This is a genomic window from Acidimicrobiia bacterium (assembly GCA_035651955.1).
Classification (GTDB): domain Bacteria; phylum Actinomycetota; class Acidimicrobiia; order IMCC26256; family JAMXLJ01; genus JAMXLJ01.
The window spans coordinates 14,533-39,150 of the sequence record DASRES010000045.1; the positions used below are offsets into that span (position 1 = coordinate 14,533).

Sequence of the window (24,618 nt, forward strand, 5' to 3'; positions counted from 1 at the left end):
GCTAGACAGTCCGGATGGCGGAGACGAGCCTCCCGGTCGACGCGCCCGTGCTCGCCGTGCTCGGCGGCGGGCAACTGGGGCGGATGCTCGCGATCGCGGGGATCCCGCTCGGCGTGCGGTTCCGGTTCCTCGATCCGTCGCCGGACGCGCCCGCGGCGGCACTCGGCCCGCTCGTGGTCGGCGCGCTCGGAGACGCGTCGGCGCTCGACGAGACGGCGCGCGGCGCGGACGTCGTCACCTACGAGTGGGAGGGCGTCCCGGGCGACGCGGCCGCGCGACTCGCGGCGCGCGTGCCGGTGCACCCGTCGGTTCGTGCGCTCACCGTCTCGCAGGACCGGCTGCGCGAGAAGCAGCTGTTCACGTCGCTCGGCATCGGTGTGCCGCGCTTCGAGCCGGTCGACGACCGCGACTCACTGGCACGCGCGGTCGCGGAGATCGGCGTCCCGGTCGTCGTGAAGACACGGACGGGCGGCTACGACGGGAAGGGGCAGGCGGTCGTGCGGACCGAGCGCGACGCCGACCCCGCGTGGGACGCGATCGGCGGCGTGCCCTTGCTCGTCGAGCAGCTCGTCCCGTTCACGCGCGAGCTGTCGGTCGTGGGCGTGCGCGGCGCCGGCGGCACGACGCGCTGCTGGCCGCTCACGGAGAACCGGCACGAGCGCGGGATCCTGCGCCGCTCCGTCGCACCAGCCGCGGACGTGTCACCCGAGCTGCAGGCCCGCGCCGAGACGTTCATGTCGCGGCTCCTGGACGAGCTCGACTACCGCGGTGTGCTCGCGCTCGAGCTGTTCGAGGTCGACGGCGCGCTCCTGGCGAACGAGATGGCGCCACGCGTGCACAACTCGGGTCACTGGACGATCGAGGGCGCGCGCACGAGCCAGTTCGAGAACCACGTGCGCGCGGTGCTCGGCTGGCCGCTCGGTCCCACCGACGCGCGCGGCGTCAGCACGATGGTGAACTGCATCGGCGCGCTTCCCGACCCCGCCGCCGTGCTCGCCGTCGAGGGCGCGCACCTCCACCGCTACGGCAAGTCGCTGCGGACGGGCCGCAAGGTCGGTCACGTCACGGTCGTGGCGGACGACCGCGACGAGCTCGCGCGCCGCGTCGCCGCGCTCGAGCGCGTGCTCCCCGCGGACAACGGCTGACGGCTTGATTCGTGGGGGCTACTTGATCGCGCCGGTCTCGCGCAGCTTGGCGACGTCCTTCGCGCTCAGCCCCCAGTCGCGCAGCGCCTCGTCGGTGTGCTGACCGGGCCACGCGGGCGGACCCTGGATCGCGCTCGGCGTGCGGGAGAAGCGCGGTGCGGGTGCCGGCTGCTGCACGCCGCAGTCCTCGACGATCGTGTCGCGCGCACGCACGTGTGGGTGTTCCGCGGCCTCGCTCATCGTCAGGACCGGCGCGAAGCACGCGTCGGTTCCCTCGAGGAGCTCGCACCACTCGTCGCGCGTCTTGGTCTTGAACAGCGCGGTGAGGCGCTCGCGGAGCAGCGGCCAGCCGTTGCGGTCCATCTGCGCGGACAGGCCTTCCGTGTCGACGCCCGTGCGCGCGAGAAGCTCCGCGTAGAACTGCGGCTCGAGCGCGCCGACGGCCACGAACCTGCCGTCGGCCGTCTCGTACGTCTCGTAGAACGGCGCACCGGTGTCGAGCACGTTGACGCCGAGACGCTCGTCCCACGCGCCCATCGCCCGCACGCCCCAGATCATCGTCATCAGCAGCGCGGAGCCGTCGACCATCGCGGCGTCGACGACCTGCCCCTGCCCCGACGTGCGTGCTTCCAAGACCGCGCACACGACGCCCAGCGCGAGCAGCATCCCGCCGCCGCCGAAGTCCCCGATGAGGTTGATCGGCGGGGTGGGCTTCCCGCCTTCGCGACCGAGGTGCGCGAGCACGCCCGCGAGCGCGATGTAGTCGATGTCGTGGCCGGCCGCCTGCGCGTACGGCCCGTCCTGCCCCCAGCCCGTCATCCGCCCGTACACGAGCTTCGGGTTGCGGGCGAGGCAGGCGTCCGGGCCGATGCCGAGCCGCTCGGTCACACCCGGGCGGAAGCCCTCGATCAGCGCATCCGCCTGCTCGACGAGCCGCAGGAGCGTCTCGACGCCGTCGGGGTTCTTGAGGTCGATGCCGACGGACCGCCGCCCGCGGTTCAGGACCTCCTTGTTCTCACGCGCGAAGTCACCGGTGACCGCCTGCGCGCGGTCGACGCGCAGCACGTCGGCGCCCAGGTCCGACAGGACCATCGCCGCGAACGGACCCGGGCCGATCCCCGCGAGCTCGATGATCCTCACGCCATGCAAGGGCCCCACCACGAACCTCCGGACGCTCAGTGCGGTCGCGCGAAGACGTCGACGATACGAGATCCCTGACCCGCACGTCAGATTCGCGCGCGTCGCGCGCGCGGTCGTCCACGCGGGCGCGCCCGGTTGGCGATCGGGTGCGAAATCGGGTAGACGCATCGCGTGAACGTCTTGCCCGACCGTCCCGTCCTCACCCTCGACGACTACCTCGAACGCGGCGGGGGTCAGGGGTTCACGACCGCGCATCGCGTCGGCGCCGACGCGACGATCGACGAGGTCGGGAAGGCGGGCCTGCGCGGCCGAGGCGGCGCCGGGTTCCCGACCGCGGTGAAGTGGCGCTCCGTGCGCGAGGCGCCGGGCACCGAGAAGTTCGTCGTCGGCAACGGCGCCGAGGGCGAGCCCGGCACGTTCAAGGACCGGACGATCATGCGGTACGACCCGTACCAGATCGTCGAGGGCGCCGCGATCGCCGGCTTCGTCGTGAACGCCCGTGCCATCTACATCGTGACCAAGCGCAGCTTCACGCGCGAGGTGATGCGCCTGCACCGCGCCGTCAGCGAGCTCGAGCACGCCGGCCTCGCCGGCGACATCCCGATCCACGTCGTCGAGGGGCCCGACGAGTACCTGTTCGGCGAGGAGACCGGAGCGCTCGAGGTGGTGGAGGGCAACGACCCGCTCCCGCGCCACGTCCGCCCGTTCGAGCACGGTCTGTTCGCGACGGCGCCGCAGCTCGGCTGGTGGCCGCACGACCCCCAGCCGGGCCAGCGCGGCGTCTTCACGACGAACCCGACGGTCGTCAGCAACGTCGAGTCGATGTCGCACGCGAACTGGATCATGTCGTTCGGTGCCGACGAGTTCCGCAAGGTCGGGCCCGAGCGGTGCCCCGGGACGATGGTCTTCACGATCTGCGGCGACGTCGCGATGCCGGGCGTGTACGAGCTGCCGATGGGCACACCGCTGCGCACGCTCGTCGAGGTCGTCGCCGCGGGGACCGAATCGGGCCGGCCCGTCAAGATGATGCTGTCGGGCGTCGCGAACGCGGCCCTCACCGTCGACGACATGGACACCGCGCTCGACTTCAACTCCATGGCCGCGATCGGCAGCGGGCTCGGCTCCGGCGGGTACGTGGTGTACGACGACGCGATGTGCGCGGTCGCGGTCGCGCGCGCGTTCTCACGCTTCCTGGCCGTGGAGTCGTGCGGGCAGTGTCCGCCGTGCAAGCTCGGATCGACCCGCATCACCGAGACGCTCGAGATCATCGAGGAAGGGAAGGGCGACGCCGTCGACATCGGCGTGCTGCAACGGACGCTCGCGACCGTGACGGACGCGAACCGCTGCTTCCTCGGACAGGAGGAGCAGCGGGTCGTCGGGAGCCTGCTCGAGAAGTTCCCCGAGGACTTCGAGGCCCATCTCGCCGGCACCTGCCCGCTCCGCCACGACGTCATGGTCCCGAAGATCAAGGACTTCGACTCCACCGGTCATTTCGTGTACGACGAGCGCCAGCTGTACAAGCGTCCTGACTGGTCGTACGCCGACGTCCCCCTGTACACGTGACCGGTGGGCACTCGTTTCGCCGGGCGGGTGTCGGGCATGATGAGACGCGAATCGCAAGGACCGACGTGGACGTCACGCGCTCGCACTGCGCGTCCGCAACGAGAGCGTCCCCAGGAGAGAAGGAGTCGCAGTGAGCTACCAGCTGCCGGACCTGCCCTACGACTATGCGGCGCTCGAGCCGCACCTCTCGGGCCAGATCCTCGAACTGCACCACGACAAGCACCACGCGGCGTACGTGAAGGGCGCGAACGAGACGCTCGAGAAGCTGGGCTCGGCCCGCCAGGCCGGTGACTTCGGCGGCATCGTCGGGCTCGAGAAGACGTTCGCGTTCAACCTGTCGGGCCACGTGCTCCACTCGCTGTACTGGAACAACATGTCGCCCGACGGCGGCGGCAAGCCGGAGGGTGAGCTCGCGTCCGCGGTCGACGAGGCGTTCGGCTCGTTCGACAGCCTGAAGAAGCAGCTGACCCAGGCGACGTCGACCGTGCAGGGCTCCGGGTGGGGCGCGCTGATGTGGGACCCGCTCGGTCAGCAGCTCTACACCGCGCAGATCTACGACCACCAGAACAACTTCGGGCAGGGCTCCACGCCGTTGCTCGTCATCGACATCTGGGAGCACGCGTTCTACCTGCAGTACAAGAACGTGAAGGCCGACTACGTCGAGGCGTTCTGGAACATCGTCAACTGGAACGACGTCGCGAAGCGGTTCGACAAGGCGCGCAAGAACGCGCTCGTCTGACGCACCGCGCTGGCTCGGACGCGTGACGGCCGCCCGTTGCCGTCACGCGTCCGGGCGCGCGGCGACGCGCTAGCGTCGGCTCCGTGGCACGAGCCCGGGCGCTCCGCCGTCCGTTCACCGAGCGCCGGCCGCACCCCGAGCGTCACGGGACGTCGCGCATCGGGTGGTTGCGGGCCGCGGTGCTCGGCGCCGACGACGGCGTCGTGTCGACCGCGAGCCTGATGATCGGCGTGGCCGCGACCTCCGCGAGCCGCACGTCCGTCATGGTCGCGGGCATCGCCGGCCTCGTCGCCGGTGCAGGGTCGATGGCGGCGGGCGAGTACGTGTCGGTGAGCGCGCAACGCGACGCCGAGATGGCCGACATCGCGCGTGAGCGGCGTGAGCAGCTCGTCGCCCCAGACCACGAGCTCGACGAGCTCACGCAGATCTACGTCGAGCGCGGTCTCGACCACGACCTCGCCCGCAAGGTGGCCGTGCAGATGCACGAGGCGGACCCGCTCGGGAGTCACCTCCGCGACGAGCTCGGGATCACCGAGGCGATGCACGCGCGCCCGGTCCAGGCTGCGATCGTCTCGGCGTTCAGCTTCGCGACGGCCGCGCTTGTCCCGATCCTCGCGATGCTCGTGTCTCCGCGAAGCGCGCGCGTCGCGATCATCGCGGCCGCGGGGCTCGTCGCGCTGGCCGTGCTGGGCGCGGCCGGCGGCCGCCTCGGTGGCGCACCGCGCGGGCGCGCGGCGTTCCGTGTCGTCGTGGGCGGCGGGCTCGCGATGGCGGTCACCGCGGCGATCGGCGCACTCATCGGCGCCGCCGGCTATTAGGTCCCGGCACGTGTGACGGCCGCGGCACCGGACCCGGAACGACTCGCGCGTGCGCTCGCGCGCGTGCTCGGCCCGGTCACCGTCGACGGGATGCGGCGCCTGTCCGGCGGCGCGTCGCGTGAGACCTGGGCGCTCGACGCATGCAGCGCCGGCGGCGCGCGCCACGAGCTCGTGCTGCGCCGCGATCCGGGCGGCCACGCGGGGAGCACGTCGCGCGCGACCGAGTACGACGTGCTGTGCTCGGCGCACGCGGCCGGTGTCGCCGCGCCCGAGCCGGTGCTCCTCCTCGAGCCGGGCGACGGGCTCGGCGACGGGTTCGTGATGCGGCGCGTGGCGGGCGAGACGATCGCCCGGAAGATCCTCCGCGACGAGGAGTTCGCCGCGGCGCGTGCCGGTCTCGCGCAGCAGTGCGGCGAGCAGGCGGCCCGCATCCACCGGATCGACGTCGCGACCGTCGCCACGTCCACGCTCCAGGTGCTCGGCGCGCGCGAACAGCTCGCGCAGTACCGCGGCGTGCTCGACGCGCTCGGCGAGCCGCACGCCGCGTTCGAGCTGGGGCTGCGCTGGCTCGACGAGAACGTGCCCGTGCCGAGCGACGGGCAGCCGAGGCTCGTGCACGGCGACTTCCGCAACGGCAACCTCGTCGTCGGGCCGGACGGGCTGCGCGCCGTGCTCGACTGGGAGCTCGCGCACCTCGGCGATCCCGTGGAGGACCTCGGCTGGCTGTGCGTGAAGTCGTGGCGCTTCGGCGCGACGGACCGGCCCGTCGGCGGGTTCGGCGACTACACGACGCTGCTCGACGCGTACGCGGCCGCCGGGGGTGGGCGCGTGGAGCTCGACGCGCTCCGGTACTGGGAGGCGTTCGGGACGCTGAAGTGGGGGGTCATCTGCGCGATGCAGGCGACGTTGCACACGTCGGGCCGGGTCCGCTCCGTCGAGCTCGCCGCGCTCGGGCGGCGTGTCGCCGAGATGGAGTGGGACCTGCTCGCGCTGCTCGACGAGTTGGCGCGCGGCTGATGGCACAGGACCGACCCACCGCGGACGAGCTGCTCGAAGCGGTCGCCGAGTTCCTCGCGCGCGACGTCGTCCCCGGCACCGACGGACGGCTGTCATTCCACGCGCGCGTCGCCGCGAACGTCGTCGGGATCGTCCGGCGCGAGCTCGCGTCCGGCTCGGCGCTCGACGACGAGGAGCACGCGCGGCTGCGCGCGCTGCTCGGCCACGACGGCACCCGCGACGAGCTCGACGCCGAGCTCGCGCGCCGGATCCGCGACGGGAGCCTCGACGACCAACGCGACGCGGTCGTGGACCACGTCCGTCGGACGGTGCGCGCGAAGCTGACGATCGCCAACCCGCGCTACCTGGAGACGTGACGTGAGGATCGCGACCTGGAACGTCAACTCGCTGAAGGCCCGTCTCCCGCGCGTCGAGGAGTGGCTGGCGTACGCGCGACCCGACGTGCTGTGCCTCCAGGAGACGAAGCTCGCCGACTCCGCGTTCCCGCAACTGTCGTTCGCGTCGCTCGGCTACGAGTCCGTGCACCACGGGCAAGGGCGGTGGAACGGGGTCGCGATCCTCTCGCGCGTCGGGATCGACGACGTGTCGACCGGCTTCGGCGACATCGACGACCCGTACGTGGGCGACGCGCGGCTGCTGGCCGCAACGTGTGCCGGCGTCCGGGTCGTCACGGTGTACGTCCCGAACGGCCGCGAGGTCGGCAGCGAGTTCTACGAGCGGAAGCTGACGTGGCTCGGGTGCCTGCGTGACTGGCTCGCGGCGACCGCCGACCCGTCGCGGGACCTCGCGCTCCTCGGGGACTTCAACGTGGCCCCGGAGGACCGCGACGTGTGGGACCCGAAGGCGTTCGTCGGTGCGACGCACGTGACGGACCCCGAGCGCGCGTCACTCGCCGCGCTCCGCGAGTGGGGCCTCGTGGACGCGTTCCGGCGCGTCTACGAGGACGACGGGCTCTTCACCTACTGGGACTACCGGGCGGGCGACTTCCACCAGGGCCGGGGCATGCGGATCGACCTCGTGTACATGACCGAGCCGCTCGCCGCGCGGGCGACGTTCGCGCTCGTCGATCGCAACGCCCGGAAGGGCAAGGCGCCCTCGGACCACGCGCCCGTCCTCGTCGACCTGTCGGAGCTCGCCGAGGCGTGACGACGGGACGGCCACGGCGCGCGGAACGCGCCGTATCCTGTCCCGCACGCCCCGTCGAGAGGGAGCACGCTCCTCGTTGAGACGCCGGTCCCGCCCCGAGCACGACGACCGCCTCGCACGCGCGCTCGCGACGCTCGGCGACGCGGTCCTGCTGACGGACGACCGCACCGTCGTCGGCTGGTGCAACGCGGCCGCCGAGCGGCTGTTCGGCCGGACGGGCGGCGAGCTCGTCGGCCGGACGCTGCGGTCGCTGCTCACCGCGTCGTCCGCGCAGGAGCTCGCCGAGCGCCTCTCGAGCGCCGGGAGCACGCCGTTCACCCTGCAGGCCGAGATCGAACGACGCGACGGCGTCAGCCTCACTCTCGCGCCGGTCGAGCTGACCGTACGACGCGAGCCGGGATTGCACGACGCCATGGTCACGGTCCTGGCCCGCCCCGCGCCGACGGCCGAGGTGTTGCACGAGGTCGACGAGACGCTCGCGCGGCGTGCGCGGCAGCACGAGGTCGTCGCGGACCTCGGCCGCGCCGCGCTCCTTGGCCGCGGGCTCGACGACCTGTACGACGACGCGGTCGCGGCCGTCGCGGAGGTGCTGTCGGTCGACATCGTGGTCGCCAGCGAGCTGACGCCCGCGCGTGACGCGCTCGTGCTGCGCGCCGCGATCGGCTTCGACGACGCCGCCGCGGTCGGCTCGACCGGCGCGGTCGGGGGCCTCGACGCACCCGCGGGCATCACGCTCGCGACCGGGACGCCGTCGGTCTTCGACGACCTCGCGCGCGACGAGCGGTTCAAGGCGCCGGAGACGCTCGTGCGACTCGGGGTCGTCAGCGGCGCGATCGTCCCGCTGCGCGGCGCGCACCGTCCCGCCGGGTTCCTCGCGGCCTACTCGCGCACGAGACGCCACTTCGACGACGAGGACGTCGTCTTCCTCCGTGGTGTGGCGAACGTCGTCGCCGCCGCGACGTTGCGCCAGGTCGCGGAGGACGAGCTGCAACGCCGCGAGACCGAGGCCCGCCTCGCGTTCGACGCCGGCGAGATGGGCACGTGGACGTGGGACCCGACGACCGGCCACACCACGTGGTCCCCGGAGCTCGAACGGCTCGCCGGTCTCGCCGAGGGGACGTTCCGCGGCACGTTGCGCGCCCTCGTCGAGCGGATCCATCCCGACGACCGGGAAGCGGCGATGCAGGCGATCGCCGAGGGCGAGGCGCGCGGCGAGATCGTCACGGAGTACCGGCTCGTCCGCCCCGACGGTGAGGTCCGCTGGGTCGAGAGCCGGGGACGGCCCCTCCCGGGCCCCCCGCCGGCCCGCTGGATCGGGGTCACGATCGACATCACCGACCGGCGGCGCGCCGAGGAGGAGGTGCGCGTCCGCGACACCGTCGCGCGGCTCGCCCTCGACGCCGGCGGCATCGGCGCGTGGGCGTGGGACCCGGACACGAGGACGGTCCAGCTCTCGGAGGAGCTGCAGGCCGTGTTCGGCCTCGAGCCGGGGACGTTCCCGGGCACGGTCGACGCGTTGTTCGCGCTGATCGACCCCGAGGACCGCGACCGCGTGCGCCGCGCGCTCGTGGCGGGCGCGTCGACGGGTGAGCTCGTCGTCGAGGCCCGGCTGCTGCGCCCCGACGACCGCGTGGTGTGGATCGAGGCACGCGGGAGCCGCTTCCCGGGCCCGTCGGCGGCCTGGGTGGGTGTCGGGATCGACATCACCGCGCGGAAGGCGGCCGACGAGGAGCTCCGCCGCGTGCTCGAGGCCGAGCGGCGCGCGCGAGCCGACGCCGAGGCCGCGACGCAGGCCCTGACCGAGACGGTCGCGCGCCTCGACACGCTCCTGCAGCACGCGCCGATCGGGCTCGCGTTCTTCGACCTCGACTTCCGGATCGTGCGCGTGAACGATCCCCTCGCCGGGCTCGACGTCAGCCCCGCCGGCGAGCAGGTCGGCCGGCCCGTCGCCGAGGTCGCGCCTGGCCTGTGGCCCGCGCTCGAGGCGCCGTTCCGCGAGGTCGTCGCGACCGGGCACCCGGTCGTCGGCATCGAGATCGGCGGGCAGACGGCGGCGCGCCCCGGCATCGAGCGCTCGTTCCTCGCGTCCGTCTACCCGGTCGTCGCGCCGGACGGGCGGCTCATCGGCATCGGTCTCACCACCGTCGAGATCACGGACCGCAAACGGGCCGAGCGCGCGGCGATGCTCATCGCGGCCGCCAACGAGCTGTTCTCGTCGTCGTGGAGCGTCGACGACATGCTCGAGAAGGTCGGCGAGATCGTGGTTCCGCGCTTCGCGGACTCGTGCAACGTCTACCTGCGCGCGACGCGCCAGGAGCCGCGCCACGTCGCGGTGACGCACGTCGACCCCGCGTTGCGCGCACAGCTCCTCGCCGCGGATCGTCGCTGGCCGTTCGACCCCGCCGGTGAGGATCCCGTCGCCACCACACTCGCCCGCGGCGCCGTCCTCATGGAGGAGGTCACCGAGGACATGCGTGCGACGATGGCCGGCGGTGACGCCGACCATCTCGCGGTGATCGAGGCGCACGGCGTGCGGTCCGCGATCTCCGTACCGCTCGAAGCGCACGGCGAGCGGTTCGGGTTGATGATCCTCAACTACACGACCGCGTCCGGCCGCCGGTACGAGCCCGAGGACGTCGACCTCGCGCACGAGCTCGCCCGCCGCTTCGCGCAGGTCATCGAGACGTCGCGGCTCCGCAGCGACGCGCAGCGCGCCCAGGAGCGACTGCGGTTGCTCGCGCGCGTCGGCGAGCTGATCACCGTCGAGCTCGACTCGCAGGCCCGGTTGCACAGCGTCGCCCACATGACGATCCCGACGTTCGCCGACAGCTGTTCGGTGTTCGTCGCCGACGCCGACGGGCGCGTGCGCCTCGCCGCGTTCTCACACGTCGACGCGAGGGTCCAGGAGTTCATCGACTCGCATCCCGAGCACATCGTGCTGGAGCCCGGGAGCGAGGCACCGCCGGCCGTCGCGGTCCGGACCCGCGAGCCGGTGTTCATGCCCGTCGCACCACCCGACCTCGCGGAGCGGATCACCGCGGACCCGAGCGAACGCGAGCGCGCACGGGCGGCCGGCATCACGTCGCTCATCGCGGTCCCGTTGCTCGATCCCGCGGGCCCGTTCGGCGCGCTCGTGTTCTCCTACGCGGAGTCCGGCCGCCGCTACACCGACGACGACGTCCCGCTCGCGCAGGAGATCGCGCGCCGCGTCGCGCCGGCCGTCGAGAACGCCATTCGGTTCGAGCGCGAGCAGCAGTTGGTCGAGGTGCTCCAGCGCAGCCTCCTGCCCGAGGCCCTCCCCGACCTCCCCGACGCCGAGCTCGCCGCGCGGTACCTGCCCGGCACGTCGGGCGTGAAGATCGGCGGCGACTGGTACGACGTCGTGCGCGTCGCCGACGGTCGTCTCGTCCTCGCGATCGGCGACGTCGTCGGGCACGGCGTGCGCGCCGCCGCCGCCATGGGTCGGTTGCGCCACACCGTGCAGTTCTGCGCGCTCGAGGGTCTGTCGCCCTCGCAGATCCTGACGCGCGTCAACGCGTACCTGATCGACGCCGGCAGCTCCGACATGGCGACGCTGCTCGTCATGTCGTACGCGCCCGAGACGGGCACCGTGCGGCTGTCGACCGCGGGACACCCGCCGCCCCTCGTGCGCGAGCCCGACGGCACGCTCACCTACCTGCCCGGCGGACGCGGGATGCCGCTCGGCGCGTCCTCGTCCGCCCGCTACACCGAGGAGCGCGCGGTGCTCGCGCCGGGCGCGGTCCTCGTGCTCTACACGGACGGGCTCGTCGAACGCCGCCACGAGCCGCTCGACGTCGGATTCCTGCGCCTGGGCGAGACGGTCGCGCGCGCACCCGACGATCTCGAGAAGCTCGCGGACCATCTCCTCGACGAGCTGCTCGACGAGTCCGGTCCGGCCGACGACGTCGCCGTGCTCGTCATGCGGCCTCGCGCCGCGCGGAGCGCGCTCCAGCTCTCGCTCCCCGCCCGACCCGAGCAGCTCGGTCCGCTGCGCCGCACCTTGCACGACTGGCTCGCCGGCCTCGGCGCGTCGCCGGCCGAGACGTACGACGTGACCGTCTCCGTGAACGAGATCGCGAGCAACGCGATCCAGCACGCGTATGGTCTCGGCGATGCCCACTTCTCGGTCGACGGTCGTTGCGACGCCGGCGACCTCACGCTCGTCGTGCGGGACTTCGGGAGGTGGCGCGAGCGGAACGAGTCCCGCGCCAACGGCGGGCGCGGGCTCGACATCGTGCGCGCGCTGATGGACGACGTCGTCGTCGACCGCGGCACCGACGGCACGGTCGTCCGGATCCGTCATCGCCTGCGGAGGACGAACGAGGCGTGAAGCCGCTCGCCCAGGTCCGCATCGACGACGTCGACGGCGTGCTCGTGGCCCACCTCGTGGGCGAGATCGACCTGTCGAACGTCGACGAGATCCGCGCCCTGGTGATCGCGCGGGCGTCGCAGGAGACGGGCGCGCTCGTGCTCGACCTGACCGAGACGACCTATCTCGACAGCACGGGCGTCCGGTTGCTGTTCGAGCTCGCCGAGCGTCTGCAGTCGCGTCGCCAGCAGCTGCGCCTCGTCGTCACCGACGAGGCGCTCGTGCGCCGGGTGATCCTGCTGACGAAGCTCGACGAGCAGGTGCCGCTCGACGACACCGTCGAGCGAGCGGTCGCCGCGGCTCGCCCGAGCAACGCCGACGCGTAGCGCGTCGACCCAGGCCGACGGTCGGGCGCCGGATCACGTCACTGACGTTTCATTGACACGTGACTACTGCCTGACGACGGAATTCGCTCAATGAGCGTTCGGCGCCCGCGCGCCGCGCGTCAGCTGCGGGACTTCAGCGCGTCGATGAGCTTGGGGACGACCTTGTGCACGTCGCCGACGACGCCGAGGTCGGCGATGGAGAAGATCGGCGCCTCCGGGTCCTTGTTGACCGCGACGATGTTGTCCGAGCCCTTCATGCCGACCATGTGCTGCGTCGCACCCGAGATGCCGAGCGCGATGTACACCTTCGGCTTCACCGTCTTGCCGGTCTGGCCGACCTGCTTCGCGTACGGCACCCACCCCGCGTCGACGATCGCACGCGACGCGCCCGACGCGCCCTTGAGCAGCTTCGCGAGCTCGTCGACGAGCGGCTCGTAGTTCTCCGCCGCGCCGATGCCGCGACCACCCGACACGACGACGGTCGCGTCCTCGAGCTTCGGACCCTCGCGCTCCTCGACGTGACGGTCCCGGATCTGCGCCTCGCCCGCGCGGCCGACGTCCGCGACGTCGAGCCGCTCGATCTCCGCGGCGCCCGAACCGCCCGGCTCGGCGGCGAACGACTTGGGGCGGATCGCGGCGAGGTACGGCTTCGGCCCGGTGAACGTCGTGTCGACCAGCTGGCTGCCACCGAAGATCGCGGTGCCGACCTTCACGTCGTCACCCTCGACGCTCAACGCGGTGCCGTTCGTGAGCACCGGCCTGTCGATCTTCGCCGAGAGGCGCGCGATCGCGTCACGCCCGTCGTAGCTCTGCGCGAACAGGATCAGGTCGGGCTGGTGCTGCTCGACGAGCTCCGCCAGCGCGGCCGCGCCGACGACACCAGTCAGCGTCTGCCCCGGGTCCGCCGTGTACACCTTCGCCGCGCCGTACTCGCCGAGCTTCGGCGCGACCGTGTCGGCGTCCGCGCCGATGAACACGGCCTCGACCGTGTCGCCGATCTCACGCGCCTTGGTGAGCAGCTCGAGCGTCGCGGACAGCGGCGTGCCGCCCTCGGCCTCGGCGAACACCCACACCTTCGAGAGAGCCATCGCGGGTTGCTTCCTTTCGCGCTCGTTCGCGTTCCGACGCGGATCAGATGACCTTGAGCTGCTCGAGGAACTGCACGATGCGCTCGTACGCGTCGCCCTCGTCCTCGATCTTCTCGCCGGCCTCACGCGCGGGCGCGGGCTCGACCTTCGTGATCTCCTGGCGCGCGCCGGACCAGCCGACCTGGTCCGCGGACAGCCCCAGGTCGCTCACACCGACCTTGTCGACGGGCTTGTTCTTCGCGGCCATGATCCCCTTGAACGACGGGTAGCGCGGCTCGACGACACCGGCGGTCACGCTCACCACCGCGGGCAGCGACGCGTCGACGACGTCGTAGCCCGCCTCGGTCTGACGCTCGATCGTGACCTTGCCGTCGTCGACCTCGACCTTGCGTGCGTACGTGAGGGACGGCCAGCCGAGCAGCTCGGCGACCTGGGGCGGCACGGTGCCCGTGTACCCGTCGGTCGACTCCGTCGCGGCGAGCACGAGGTCGACCTCACCCGCGCGCTCGATCGCCTTCGCGAGCACCTTCGCGGTGCTCAGCGCGTCCGACCCGGCGAGCGCGTCGTCGGAGACGAGGATCGCCTTCGCGGCGCCCATCGCGAGCGCGGTGCGCAACCCCGACACCTCGTCGTTCGGCGCCATCGAGACGAGCGTCACCTCGCCGCTGCCCGCCTTGTCGACGAGCTGCAGCGCCATCTCGACGCCGAAGCTGTCGGACTCGTCGAGGATGAGCTTGCCCTCGCGCTTCAGCGTGTTGTCGCTGTCGAGCGCGCCGGGCGTGGCCGGGTCGGGGATCTGCTTGACGCAGACGACGACGTTCACTCTGGCTCCTCGGTCGGCTGGCGGAGGACGCGCCGAGCGAGAGCCGCCGGCGCCTGGACCGTCCGTGATTCTGGCGCGAGGACCCGCTGACGTGCGAAATCGAGGTTGAGCGCCCCGGATCAGGGAGTCGCGCTCGGCGCGACGCCGCGCGCGCGACGCAACGCCTCGATGTCCTCTGCGGCGCCGACGGAGTCGGAGCGCGACGAGCCGGTCGGCGTCAAGGGGCCGCGGTCGGCGCGGCGCCGCGTGCGCGGCGCAGAGCCTCCTCGACCAGCATGACGAGGACCGACTTCACGGAGCTGCGGTGGCGGGCGTCGCACAGGACGATGGGGACGTCCTGCGGCACGACGAGCGCCTCGCGGACCTCCCACGGCGTGTGGCGCGCGAACCCGTCGAAGCAATTCACCGCGACGACGAACGGCACCGAGCGCGACTCGAAGTAGTCGACCGCCGGGAACGAGTCCTCGAGCCGGCGCGTGTCGACGAGCACCACGGCACCGACCGCGCCGCGCGTGAGCTCGTCCCACATGAACCAGAACCGGTCCTGACCCGGTGTGCCGAACAGGTAGAGCACGATGCCGCCGTCGAGCGTGATGCGACCGAAGTCCATCGCGACGGTCGTCGCGGTCTTCGTCGTCGAGACGGGGCCCGCATCGTCGACGCCGATGCTCATGGACGTCATCGCGGCCTCGGTCGTCAGCGGCGTGATCTCCGAGATCGACCCCACGAACGTCGTCTTCCCGACCGCGAAGCCGCCCGCGACGAGCAGCTTCACCGACAGCGGGGTGGCCTCCGCCTGCCGCGGGACGAGGTCGTCGTCAGAGTGCGCGAATGCCATCCAGCAACCTCTCGAGGAGAGCGACGTTGTCCTGCTCGTCGCGACTCGCGGTGCGTCCGAGGGTGACGAGGCCGGTCGCGGCGAGGTCGGCCACGAGCACGCGCGCGACGCCGACGGGCACACCCGTGCGCGCGGCGAGCTCCGCGACCGACAGCGAGTCGTGTGCGAGGCGCAGGATCTCGCGCGCCTCGGTCGGCGCGTACGACGGCAGGTCGCTGACCGGCGCGACCGCGGTCACGATCGTCTCGATCGGCAGCTCGTCGCCCGGCGCGTGCGTTCGCCCGCCCGTGACGACGTACGGACGGACGAGCGACCCGGGGCGCGGCTCGCGCTCGGCGTCCTCGTTCACTGCGGGAGCGAGGCCTTGAGCTCGGCGACGAGACGGGGCGTCAGCGCGGGTCCCGCCTTCTCGACGAGCAGGGCCATCTCGTACGCGACGAGACCGATGTCGCACGGGCGCGTCGCGGTGACCGCCAGCGCGGAGCCGTCGCTGATGCACATGACGAGCAGGAGCGCGCGCTCCATCTCGATGATGATCTGGCTCACGGCCCCGGCGTTCATCGGCTGACCCGCACCGCGGGCGATGCTGATGAGCCCGGCCGCCACCGCCGCGAGGCGGTCGCCGCTCGCACGGTCGAATCCGTCCGACATCGCGATGAGCAGCCCGTCCGACGACACGACGACGGCCTCGGTGACCGACGGGACGCGCTCGACGAAGCTGGCGACGAGCCAGTTGAGGTTGCGGGCGTCGCTGCTCAGCGTCTGCATCAGCGCTCCTCCGTTCCGTCCACGCCTGCCGGCTCCCCTGCGGTCGAACCGTCGGCGTGCGCCGCGGTCACGCCCCGGCGTCGTCCGGCCTCGTACCGGGCGAGCAGCTCGAACACCTGCTCTGGCGCGCGCTGCGTCGGGGCGGCCGCGACGGGTGCCGGCTCCGCGGGTGGGGCTTCGACGTGCGACCCCCGTACGCGTTGGGGCAGTCCGGAGGGCGTCGTCGGGACCGGTTCGGCCGGGCGCGGTGTCGTGACCGCGGTTGCCGTGTCCGTGGGCGCGACGGACGCGGCGTCGCCGTCGTCGGGGACGAGCCACGAGAGGTGGTCGTCGTCGTCGTGCCACCCCTCGGGCTCCAACCACGCGTCGGGCTCGTGCGCGTGACGTCGCCGCAACGAGAACGACGGTCGCGTCCGCGAGCCGCGCGGCGCGCGGGACGTCGACGGCGCGTGCGGACGGTCGACCCGTGGGAGGAAGTCGTCGGCTGCGTACGCGCGCTCGGCCCGCATCGGCGCGTCGGCCACGTCGTCGTGCGCGGGCGCGGCGCTCGCCGCGGGCGCGGCAAAGGGCGCGGGCGCGGCAAAGGGCGCGAACTCGGTGGAGGGCGCGGGCTCGATCGGTGGCGGTGGCGCGAGCGGCACGGGGTCGACGCCCGGGTGGTTGACGACGGGCTGATCGAGGACGGGCTGATCGACGAGCATGCGCTCGGGCGTTTCGTCGGCCGCGGGTGCCGGCTCGCGCGGCGTCTCGGTCGGCTCGAAGGTCAGCTCGGGCCCCGGCACCGGCCGCCGCCGCGGCAGGCCCGCCGGTGTCTCGTCGCGCTCCTCGACCGGCGCGGGCGATCGGCTCGCGGCCACCGCGTCGTCGACGGGCGCGGACGCATGCGCGACGAATGCGTCGACGTCCGCCGGCGGCGCGGGCGGCACGGGTGGCGCGGCGACCGGGGGCGACGCGGGGGACTCGACGACGACGGGCGGGACGGGGGGCGGCGCGACCACGGGCTCCGAGAGGACCGGCACTGGCACGGGCGGCGCCGGCGCGTGCAGGACGTTGGCCGGCAACGCGACCAGCGCGACCACACCCGGCGCGCCCGCGCGCAGCTCGACGCTCACCCCGACGCGCGCCGCGAGGTGCGCGACGACGAACAGGCCGAGCGAGCGCGACAGCGCGAGCCGCGGGGCAGGAGGCTCGGCGAGCAACGCGTTGGCGGCCGCGAGCCGGTCGTCCGCCATGCCGATCCCCTGGTCGGTGATCGACAGCACGTACGTGGTCCCGTACCACGTCCCGCCGACGACGACGCGCGACTCGGGTGGCGAGAACGACGTCGCGTTCTCGAGCAGCTCGGCCAGGAGGTGCGTCAGGTCGATGACGGCTGCGCCGACGACGTTCACGCCGTCGAGCCCTTGCACGTCGACGCGCGCGTAGTCGGTGATCTCCGACGCCGCCGATCGCACGACGTCGAGCACCGGGACCGGGCTCCCCCATCGGCGCACCTGCTCGGCGCCGGCCAGGACGAGCAGGCTCTCGGCGTTGCGGCGCATGCGTGTCGCGAGGTGGTCGACGTGGAACAGCGAGTCGAGCCGATCGGCGTCGGTCTCGTCCCGCTCGAGGTCGTCGATCGCACGGATCTGGCGGTCCAGCAGGCTCTGGTTGCGGCGCGCGAGGTTGACGTACAGCTCGCTGACACCCTGCCGGAGCAGGTTCCCCTGCTCGCGCGCGACCTCGACGACGGCGTCCTCCATCGCGTTGAACGCGCGCGCGAGCTCGCCGATCTCGTCACGCGACTCGACCGGTACCGCGCTGATCGCCTCGAGCTCGCCCGACGCGCCCCCGGCGCGCACGGCGTCGAGCAGCGCCGGGAGCTGCTGCTCGGACAGCTCGTGGGCCGCACGTGTCAGCCGGCCCAACGGGCGCGTGGTCGCCCGCGCGATCGCGATCGCGAGAGCGAGCGCCAGCAGCAGCACGCCGACCGCTCCCGCGCCGTACGCGAGCATCGCCTGCTTCGCGGCGTGCTTCCGGTCGAGGCCGACCTGGTTCGCGCGGTCCAGCACCGCGTGGGCAGCCGCGTAGAGCTGCTCACCCTGCTGCGTGCTCGCGTCGTACCACTCGCGCGGGGTGACACCGTGGTCGGAGAACCGGCCGTTCAACGCCTGGCTGCGCAGCGCTCGGACCCGATCCCGGACCGCGCTGCCGGCGCGCAGCCGCGCGTCGAACGCCTGCCGGAGCTCGCCGCCGGCCTGGGCCTCGAACGACGCCTGATACGCGTCCTGCGCGGCGACCGCGCCGATCACGTCGTTCACGAGCCCCGGCGCGAGCGAGCGCTGCGCGAACCCGGCAGTCAGGATGGCGCGCTCCTCACCCGCCGCCGTCGCGATGCGCAGCACCGTCGCGAAGTCACGCAGGTTGGCGACCTGGGTCGCGTCGTGCAACGACGTTCCCATCGAGTCGACGACCTGCAGCAGCTGCTGCACGGTGTCCTGGTAGAAGCCCGTGACCGAGTCGATCGGCACGACGCGCACGTCGACGAACTGGCGCTGCTGGCCGATCAGGTCGAGCCCGGCGACGACCTGCGCGAGCCGCGACGCCGCGCCCCCTGCACCGGCGCGGCGGAGCTCGGTCGTCTGCCCGCGCAACGCCGCGAGCTCGCGGTCGGTCTGCACGCGCGCCGACGCGAGCAGCTGGTGCACGGCGGGGTCGCCGCTCCCGACGTACCAGTTCGACAGCGCGTTCTCGTTGTCGAGGCCCTGCACCATCGTCGTGATCGCGTTCGCGGGCGCCTGGAGGTGCTGCGCGCGCGTCTCGGCGTTGACGACGTCGAGACGGCTCGTGAACCCCGGCACGGTGACGCCGATCAGCGCGCACAGCGGCAGCCCGACGAGGAGCACGAGCTTCGAGCGGAACTTCATGTTGCGGATCACGACGTCCCCTTGCTGCTGGGCTCTTCCACGACGCGCGTGTCGATGGGCTGTTCCACGACGCCGGTGTCGGTCTCTTCGTCGACCGTGACCGCGCCGGGGTCGGTCTCTTCGTCGACCGTGACCGCGCCGGCGTCGAGGAGGCGACGGACGGCGCGGCACGTTGCGAACGTTCCGATGCCGGTCGTGCGGGTCAGGCGCGCGACCGACGCGCCGCCGTCGAGCGCACCGAGGACGCGCCAGCCATCGGCGTCGATCGTGACCGGGCGGGTGAGGTCGGACGCGCGCCGCAGCACCGCACCCGCGCCCGGGAGACCGGCGACGATCTCCTTCCACTCGCGGACGCGCGCCGTCTTCGTCGCGAGCACGTCGTCGACCGCGAGCGCCGCGCCCCCGACGGTCGCCGCGTCGACGCCGGGCACGAGCTCGAAGCAGCCGGTGCCCGCCGCCTCGACCTCCAGCTCGAGGAGCACGTCGACGACGCGGTCGAGCCCGGCCGGCTGGCTGCACGCCGCGTGGCCCGCCACGTCTGCGCCGACGATGCGGCCGTCCCTGAACGCGACCCGCCCGGCGCGCGCTCCCTCGACGTGCACGGTTGCGGTCCGGGCCGTCGACGCGGCGAAGCGGAGCATCTCGTCGAGCGTGAACGTCCCGTCGGTGACGCGCATCCCGCGCGCCTCGGTGTCGGCGTCCCGCGCCTCGTCGGCCGTCTCGAACGCGGTCATCGCGGCGTCGAGTCCTTCAGCGCGACGACGTTGTCCGGCGAGCACGAGAACCCGCGCGCCGGGAACGCGCGCACGAACTGCCCGTTGCGGACCTGCAGGTACATGAAGCACCCGAGCTGCCGGTTGCCGCCGGGATCGGTCGGGATGTGGATGCCGTTGCCGTCCCAGTGGTGGATGTTGCGCAGCGCGTCGAGCAGGCCGGCGCGCGTGACGTTCGAGCCGAGCGACTTCAACGCGTCCGCGAAGAGCAGACCCGCGGACCATCCCTGCACCCCGAGCGCCGTCGGTTGCGCGCCCGGGTGCGTGACCGCGAGCCAGTGCAAGTACCGCTGCATCTCGGGCGACGACGCCGCCTCGGAGAACGGGACGGTCGTCGCGAGGACGTACGTGCCCTCCACCGCCGCGCCGCCCTGCTTGACGTACGCGGGGTCATACGCCTGCTGACCCGCGTCGACGATCGTCGGCTTGATGCCTCTCGCCGCGAGCGCCTGCTGCACCGAGATGAGGTCGGTGAGCTCACCCTGGACGTAGACGTACCCGAGCGGCTGGTGCAGCTTCGCGACGATCGAGCCGAAGTCCGCGCTCACCACGTCGAACGGAACCTGGTCGACGAACCGGAACCCGACGCCCTGGTAGCTCTCCATCTGGCGGCGCGCCTGCACGAGCGTCACGCCGACGCTGCTGTAGAGCATCGCCGCGTGCTTGACCGCGTCGGGGAACCGCTGCGCGAGGTAGCGACCCGGTCCGACGGGATAGCTGTCGGGCGGGTTCGGCAACGGCTGCACGACGTTCGACGCGGACGCGTGCTGCGGCTCCGCGCTGAACGCGGGGATGTCGGGGATGCCGCAGTCCGCGCCGCTCTGCGCGCCTGCACCGTCGAGCGCGGCCGCGGATCCGACGAGCGCGAACGCGCTGTCGCACGCGAGGATCGTCTGCGCGCGCTGGTCGAACAGCGCGGAGTCCAGCTTCACGAGGCGGAGCTGGCGGCCGTTGACGCCGCCGAGGCTGTTGCAGAACGCGACGAACGCGTCCATCGCCTGCCAGTTGCCGAGGAAGAGGTTCGGCCGCACGCCGCCGACGTCGGCGATCGTCGCGATCGTGATCGTCCGGTCGTCGACGCCGGTGTCGGTCGCGCCGTGCGCGGTGCCGGGCCCGCACGGCTCGACGTGCGGCGCGGGGCCCGTGGACGCGGTCGCGGCCCGCGCCGGCGTGGCACGCGACCCGCTGCCGTCGCCGCCGAACAGGCTGCATCCCGATGCCGCGAGCGCCACGACGAGTGCGATCCCGATGACGCGACTGCGCATGTCCCTCCGGCGTCGAGCGCGGCCTCACGTTGCGCGGTCTATCGACCGGAACCGGCGTCGTTCTTGAGCACTCCGGGCCGAATCCGCCCGGATTCGCCGTCACGACGCGTGGCGATGCACCCGGCTTGGATAGCGTCGGCCGGTGACCGCGGCCCGGGAGGAGCTCGACGTCGTCGTCGTGGGAGCCGGACCGGCCGGGTGCGCGGCGGCGATCACCGCGGTCCGCGAGGGGCTGCGCGTCCTCGTCGTCGACAAGGCCACGTTCCCCCGCGACAAGACGTGCGGCGACGGGCTGACCACGGCGGCCCTGCGCGACCTCGAACGGCTCGGGCTGTCGCTGGGTGTCCTCCCCTCGGCGATGCCCGTGCACGAGACCGTGCTCGTGTCGCCGAGCGGCCGCCGGGTGACGTTGCCGATGCCCGGCGGCGGGCTGCACACGGTCGTCGTCCCTCGCCTCGAGCTGGACGCCGCGCTCGTCGCGCTGGCCCGGTCCGTCGGCGTCGACGTGCACGACGGCGTCGCGCTCGAAGGGCTGGTCGACGGCGATCCGGCGGTCGCCCGGCTGTCGAACGGGTTCACCGTGCGAACGAGGTGGGTGATCGCGGCGGACGGGCAGTATTCGCCGACGCGCCGCGCGCTCGGTGTCCGGAGCGGACCGGAATTGGGGACGTGGCACGCGGTGCGCCAGTACTTCAGCGGTGTCGACGACGCACGCCTGTCCGTGCTGTTCGAGGCGGACCTGCTGCCCGGCTACGCCTGGGTGTTCCCGCTCCCGGATGGTCGCGCGAACGTCGGGTTCGGAGTCCTGCGCGACGGACGCGCGCGCGGCAAGGAGCTGCGCGCGCTGTGGCCCGACGTCCTGGCACGCGCGTCGATGCGCGAGGCCCTCGGGCCGCGCGCGTGCCCGGAGGGCGCTCACCGCGCCTGGCCGATCCCGAGCGTGTACGACCCGGCCCGGCTCGCCGCCGGTCCCGCGCTCTTCGCCGGCGACGCGGCGTCGGTCGTCGACCCGTTGACCGGCGAGGGCATCGCGCAGGCGCTCGAGACGGGGATGCTGGCGGCAACGTCGATCGCGCGCGCCGGGTCGCGCCCGACGGTGCGGGCGCGGTATGTGTCCCTCGTCGACCGCGCCCTCGGGCGCGATCTGCGCTTCGCGGGGAGGTTGCAACGGTTGCTGCGGTCGCCGCTCGGCGCGCGCGCGTCGATCCGGGCGGCCGGCCTCACCCCGTGGACGCGCCGCAACTTCGCGCGCTGGATGTACGAGGACTATCCGCGCGCGCTGATCCTGACGCCCGACCGGTGGGGACCGCGCATGTTCACGCCTCCGGGCGCGTACGGTTCGTCGTCGTGACCGCGCGCCGCAGCATCGACGACCTCCTCGCCGAGGCCCGGACCCGCCTCGTGCGCGTCCGGCCCGAGGATCTCGACGCGCGCATGGCGACCGGTGCGCTCGTCGTCGACATCCGATCGGCCGAGCTGCGCGACCGCGACGGCGAGCTGCCGGGCGCGCTCGTCGTCGACCGCAACGTGCTCGAGTGGCGGCTCGACCCGTCGAGCGCTCATCGCATCGCCGAGACGGGGTACGAGCGCGACGTGATCGTCGTGTGCAACGAGGGCTACCAGTCGAGCCTGGCCGCCGCGACGCTGCAGGATCTCGGGCTCACACGCGCGACCGATCTCGACGGCGGCTACCAGGCCTGGCGCGCGCTGCACGACGGTTGAGCGCGCGGCGGCGGTCCCGCGGGACCGGCGCACCAGCAGCCGGCTTCAGTTCTCCGCCCCGGTTCGCCGATCAGAACGATCGAGTGACCCGAGGAGGGACCGATGAGCTCAGTCGTGGACGCCATACGGCACGTCGCACAGCACAAGGAGCGCTTCACGAGCGACGATGTGTGGCCTCACTTCGTACCGCCGCCTGCGAACCCCAACGTCATCGGCGCAGGCTTCCGCGAGGCGAATCGCCTGGGCATCATCAGGCCGACAGGTCAGTTCGTGATGAGCGCGCGTCACCAAGCGCACCGGCGACGCGTGCAGGTCTGGGAGAGCGCGATGTACGCAAGAAGGCCTCGTAGCGCGGCCTACGCGACGTCGTAGACCTGCATCACCTCGTCGCCGTAGTGGTTGATGACCTTCACGGCGATCTTCCCGGTGCTCGGCGGGTCGAACGGTCGGCTCACGGTCGAGTACAGGCTCTCCCACGCGACCGGGTCGATCTCGGCCTTCAGCGCGCGCTTCAGTCGGTCGTAGGGGTCGTTCGCGCCGGTGAAATACGCGTGGCGGACGAAGAAGCTCTCGTCGTTGTAGTCGGTGTCGAGGAACCAGCACGCGATGTCGTCGGTGTCGTTCGACCGCACCTGACCGGTCGTCGGGTCGTAGACGTCCACGCCGCGGATCTCGACCGTCACCTTGCCGTCCTCGCTCTTGACGAGCACGTCCGGCTCGCCGAACACCATGAAGAGGTTGCCGCTGCCGGTCTTCTTCAAGACGTCGCCTGGCATCGTCAGGTCGGGGTTGATCTTGGCGGGCAGCACCGCGAGCCGGCCGAAATCCCTCGCCGTCTCCGGGACGTGTGGATCGAACGCGAGCCCGCACACGACGAGCACGTCAAAGCCGATGCCCTTGACGGCCTCCTTCGCCGCCTCCTTGACCTGCTGAGGCGTGACCGTCCCGTACTGCGGGCCGACGCTCACCGCGACCCGCTTGGTTGCTCCCGCCTTGTCCGTGTACTCGCCTTCGGCGTTGATCCACTCGCCGGGGAAGGGCTCGAGCCGGTCGAACACGAGCCGTTCCTGCTTCACCGTGTTCTGGACGCCGGCCTTGCGGAGGTCGAGGATCAGCGGCACGAACTGCTCGGCTTCCGGATCGTGCTCGGTGAGCTCCGTCGCGGGCCGTTCCGCGTCCGCGTCGAGGACACGGTGAGGCGACAGGCTCTCGACCGTGAATCGCCCGGTGACGCGTACGCGCTTCGTGTCCTCGTAGGGCTGGTCGACGAGGAGTTCCTGCTCCGCGTGACGTGCGATCGCGCGGTCGATCTCGTCACGCGTCATGCCTTCGTGGATGTCGGGGTTCTGCGCGATCGACTTCAGCGTGACGTGCGGGACGCGCTTGTAGACGAAGCCCTTGCGCACGTCCCGCTCGAACGGCCCTTCGGTTGCCGGCCGTCCCGTGATCTCCGCTTCCTTCGCCGCGCCTTCCGGAGAGTCGGCGAGCAGGTACGACGGGAACTTGGCCGACATGAGCCGCGTCCGTGCGAGCGCGAGCGCGACACGTGACGTGTCGATCGTGATCCAGCGCCGCCCCCACTGCTCGGCAACGTACGCCGTCGTCCCCGACCCGCACGTCGGATCGAGCACGAGGTCACCCGGATCGGTCGTCATGAGCAGACACCGCTCGATGACCTTCGTGTTCGTCTGCACGACGAAGATCTTTGGATCGCCGAATCCCGCAGTTGTCGTGTCATCCCACAGGTTGGTGAATGGGAATGCAGGAAAGTCGTCCAGGTATCGAACGTAACGCAAGGAATTTCCGAAGCCGGTGAGTCGATTCGCGAGTTTCAGCCGTTCCATGCCGGCTCGGTTGCTCTTCCACCCACCCTTGCCGGGGAGGAACGTATGACCTTCGATTTCGATCGGGAACACTGTCGTCTGCGCCTCGCGAACCGTTTGCGACGTCGTCGGACTCGCACCGAACAAGCGCCCGTCGACTACTCCGGTCGCCAGTTCCTCCGGCGTCGCGCGCCGACGAGAACCATCCGGCTCCTCAACGAACGTGTATCCCGAGGTGCCCGGACCGCCAAGCGCCTTGTCGCGATGGAGCTGCCGATACTTCACGCGTTCGATGTCCCGCGCGTACCAGAGTAAGTAGTCGTTCGTG

The 24,618-nt window shown here is 72.3% G+C and carries 21 protein-coding genes; 11 read left to right on the forward strand and 10 right to left on the reverse strand.

What is annotated here, in order from left to right; genetic code table 11:
• The first annotated feature begins 14 nt into the window (after positions 1 to 14).
• Positions 15 to 1,145, forward strand: a complete 1,131-nt coding sequence (locus VFC33_10715; protein ID HZR13710.1) for a 5-(carboxyamino)imidazole ribonucleotide synthase — start codon at positions 15 to 17, stop codon at positions 1,143 to 1,145.
• Positions 1,146 to 1,163: 18 nt separating this feature from the next.
• Here VFC33_10715 and VFC33_10720 read toward each other — a convergent pair whose 3' ends face one another.
• On the reverse strand, positions 1,164 to 2,285 hold the full coding sequence (locus VFC33_10720; GenBank protein ID HZR13711.1) for a CaiB/BaiF CoA-transferase family protein: 1,122 nt from the start codon (positions 2,283 to 2,285) through the stop codon (positions 1,164 to 1,166).
• 171 nt (positions 2,286 to 2,456) lie between these two features.
• Between VFC33_10720 and VFC33_10725 the strand changes: the two genes are divergently transcribed.
• The 8 genes from VFC33_10725 (at position 2,457) to VFC33_10760 (ending at position 12,284) form a co-directional block, all read left to right on the forward strand.
• Positions 2,457 to 3,848: an NADH-ubiquinone oxidoreductase-F iron-sulfur binding region domain-containing protein gene (locus tag VFC33_10725; protein HZR13712.1), complete on the forward strand. Its 1,392-nt coding sequence runs from the start codon at positions 2,457 to 2,459 to the stop codon at positions 3,846 to 3,848.
• Positions 3,849 to 3,978: 130 nt separating this feature from the next.
• Positions 3,979 to 4,587 (forward strand): superoxide dismutase, encoded by a 609-nt coding sequence (locus tag VFC33_10730; protein ID HZR13713.1) that lies wholly within the window; start codon positions 3,979 to 3,981, stop codon positions 4,585 to 4,587.
• 158 nt (positions 4,588 to 4,745) lie between these two features.
• The gene (locus tag VFC33_10735) at positions 4,746 to 5,405 is read left to right on the forward strand and encodes a VIT family protein (GenBank protein ID HZR13714.1); all 660 of its coding nucleotides are present in this window, start codon (positions 4,746 to 4,748) and stop codon (positions 5,403 to 5,405) included.
• 12 nt (positions 5,406 to 5,417) lie between these two features.
• Positions 5,418 to 6,422: a phosphotransferase family protein gene (locus VFC33_10740; protein ID HZR13715.1), complete on the forward strand. Its 1,005-nt coding sequence runs from the start codon at positions 5,418 to 5,420 to the stop codon at positions 6,420 to 6,422.
• Entirely contained in the window at positions 6,422 to 6,778 is a 357-nt protein-coding gene (locus VFC33_10745) for a DUF6285 domain-containing protein (protein ID HZR13716.1), read from the forward strand. The genes VFC33_10740 and VFC33_10745 overlap by 1 nt, the downstream gene beginning before the upstream one ends.
• A gap of 1 nt (position 6,779) precedes the next feature.
• Entirely contained in the window at positions 6,780 to 7,568 is a 789-nt protein-coding gene (locus VFC33_10750) for an exodeoxyribonuclease III (GenBank protein HZR13717.1), read from the forward strand.
• 76 nt (positions 7,569 to 7,644) lie between these two features.
• Positions 7,645 to 11,919, forward strand: a complete 4,275-nt coding sequence (locus tag VFC33_10755) for a SpoIIE family protein phosphatase (GenBank protein ID HZR13718.1) — start codon at positions 7,645 to 7,647, stop codon at positions 11,917 to 11,919.
• Positions 11,916 to 12,284, forward strand: a complete 369-nt coding sequence (locus tag VFC33_10760; GenBank protein ID HZR13719.1) for an STAS domain-containing protein — start codon at positions 11,916 to 11,918, stop codon at positions 12,282 to 12,284. Before VFC33_10755 ends, VFC33_10760 begins: the two co-directional genes overlap by 4 nt.
• A 119-nt stretch (positions 12,285 to 12,403) precedes the next feature.
• Here the strand turns inward: VFC33_10760 and VFC33_10765 are convergent, their stop codons facing one another.
• From VFC33_10765 to VFC33_10800, 8 genes are all read right to left on the reverse strand, one after another.
• Positions 12,404 to 13,372 (reverse strand): electron transfer flavoprotein subunit alpha/FixB family protein, encoded by a 969-nt coding sequence (locus tag VFC33_10765; protein HZR13720.1) that lies wholly within the window; start codon positions 13,370 to 13,372, stop codon positions 12,404 to 12,406.
• Between the two features lie 43 nt (positions 13,373 to 13,415).
• On the reverse strand, positions 13,416 to 14,195 hold the full coding sequence (locus VFC33_10770; GenBank protein ID HZR13721.1) for an electron transfer flavoprotein subunit beta/FixA family protein: 780 nt from the start codon (positions 14,193 to 14,195) through the stop codon (positions 13,416 to 13,418).
• A gap of 217 nt (positions 14,196 to 14,412) precedes the next feature.
• Entirely contained in the window at positions 14,413 to 15,033 is a 621-nt protein-coding gene (locus tag VFC33_10775) for an ATP/GTP-binding protein (GenBank protein ID HZR13722.1), read from the reverse strand.
• Positions 15,014 to 15,382 (reverse strand): DUF742 domain-containing protein, encoded by a 369-nt coding sequence (locus tag VFC33_10780; protein ID HZR13723.1) that lies wholly within the window; start codon positions 15,380 to 15,382, stop codon positions 15,014 to 15,016. Before VFC33_10780 ends, VFC33_10775 begins: the two co-directional genes overlap by 20 nt.
• Positions 15,379 to 15,801 carry a roadblock/LC7 domain-containing protein gene (locus VFC33_10785; GenBank protein ID HZR13724.1) on the reverse strand — a complete coding sequence of 141 codons (423 nt, stop codon included), beginning with the start codon at positions 15,799 to 15,801 and terminating at the stop codon, positions 15,379 to 15,381. The genes VFC33_10780 and VFC33_10785 overlap by 4 nt, the downstream gene beginning before the upstream one ends.
• The gene (locus VFC33_10790; GenBank protein HZR13725.1) at positions 15,801 to 18,719 is read right to left on the reverse strand and encodes a nitrate- and nitrite sensing domain-containing protein; all 2,919 of its coding nucleotides are present in this window, start codon (positions 18,717 to 18,719) and stop codon (positions 15,801 to 15,803) included. The genes VFC33_10785 and VFC33_10790 overlap by 1 nt, the downstream gene beginning before the upstream one ends.
• Complete coding sequence (locus VFC33_10795) at positions 18,716 to 19,441, reverse strand: DUF4388 domain-containing protein (protein HZR13726.1); 726 nt, start codon at positions 19,439 to 19,441, stop codon at positions 18,716 to 18,718. Before VFC33_10795 ends, VFC33_10790 begins: the two co-directional genes overlap by 4 nt.
• A complete protein-coding gene (locus VFC33_10800; GenBank protein HZR13727.1) occupies positions 19,438 to 20,745 on the reverse strand; it encodes an ABC transporter substrate-binding protein in 1,308 nt (435 codons plus the stop codon). Before VFC33_10800 ends, VFC33_10795 begins: the two co-directional genes overlap by 4 nt.
• 142 nt (positions 20,746 to 20,887) lie before the next feature.
• Between VFC33_10800 and VFC33_10805 the strand changes: the two genes are divergently transcribed.
• Both VFC33_10805 and VFC33_10810 read left to right on the forward strand, forming a co-directional pair.
• The gene (locus VFC33_10805; GenBank protein ID HZR13728.1) at positions 20,888 to 22,096 is read left to right on the forward strand and encodes a geranylgeranyl reductase family protein; all 1,209 of its coding nucleotides are present in this window, start codon (positions 20,888 to 20,890) and stop codon (positions 22,094 to 22,096) included.
• Positions 22,093 to 22,467, forward strand: coding sequence for a rhodanese-like domain-containing protein (locus VFC33_10810; protein HZR13729.1), 375 nt, complete (start codon positions 22,093 to 22,095; stop codon positions 22,465 to 22,467). Before VFC33_10805 ends, VFC33_10810 begins: the two co-directional genes overlap by 4 nt.
• Before the next feature lie 356 nt (positions 22,468 to 22,823).
• On the opposite strand, the gene VFC33_10815 is transcribed toward VFC33_10810, so the two are convergent.
• On the reverse strand, positions 22,824 to 24,311 hold the full coding sequence (locus VFC33_10815; GenBank protein HZR13730.1) for a DNA methyltransferase: 1,488 nt from the start codon (positions 24,309 to 24,311) through the stop codon (positions 22,824 to 22,826).
• Between the last annotated feature and the right edge of the window lie 307 nt (positions 24,312 to 24,618).

Coding starts and splice junctions, on each gene's coding strand:
- VFC33_10775 (HZR13722.1), bottom strand. CDS start 15,033: ATGGCATTCGCGCACTCTGACGACGACCTCGTCCCGCGGCAGGCGGAG.
- VFC33_10795 (HZR13726.1), bottom strand. CDS start 19,441: ATGACCGCGTTCGAGACGGCCGACGAGGCGCGGGACGCCGACACCGAG.
- VFC33_10715 (HZR13710.1), top strand. CDS start 15: ATGGCGGAGACGAGCCTCCCGGTCGACGCGCCCGTGCTCGCCGTGCTC.
- VFC33_10745 (HZR13716.1), top strand. CDS start 6,422: ATGGCACAGGACCGACCCACCGCGGACGAGCTGCTCGAAGCGGTCGCC.
- VFC33_10815 (HZR13730.1), bottom strand. CDS start 24,311: ATGGAACGGCTGAAACTCGCGAATCGACTCACCGGCTTCGGAAATTCC.
- VFC33_10765 (HZR13720.1), bottom strand. CDS start 13,372: ATGGCTCTCTCGAAGGTGTGGGTGTTCGCCGAGGCCGAGGGCGGCACG.
- VFC33_10800 (HZR13727.1), bottom strand. CDS start 20,745: ATGCGCAGTCGCGTCATCGGGATCGCACTCGTCGTGGCGCTCGCGGCA.
- VFC33_10785 (HZR13724.1), bottom strand. CDS start 15,801: ATGCAGACGCTGAGCAGCGACGCCCGCAACCTCAACTGGCTCGTCGCC.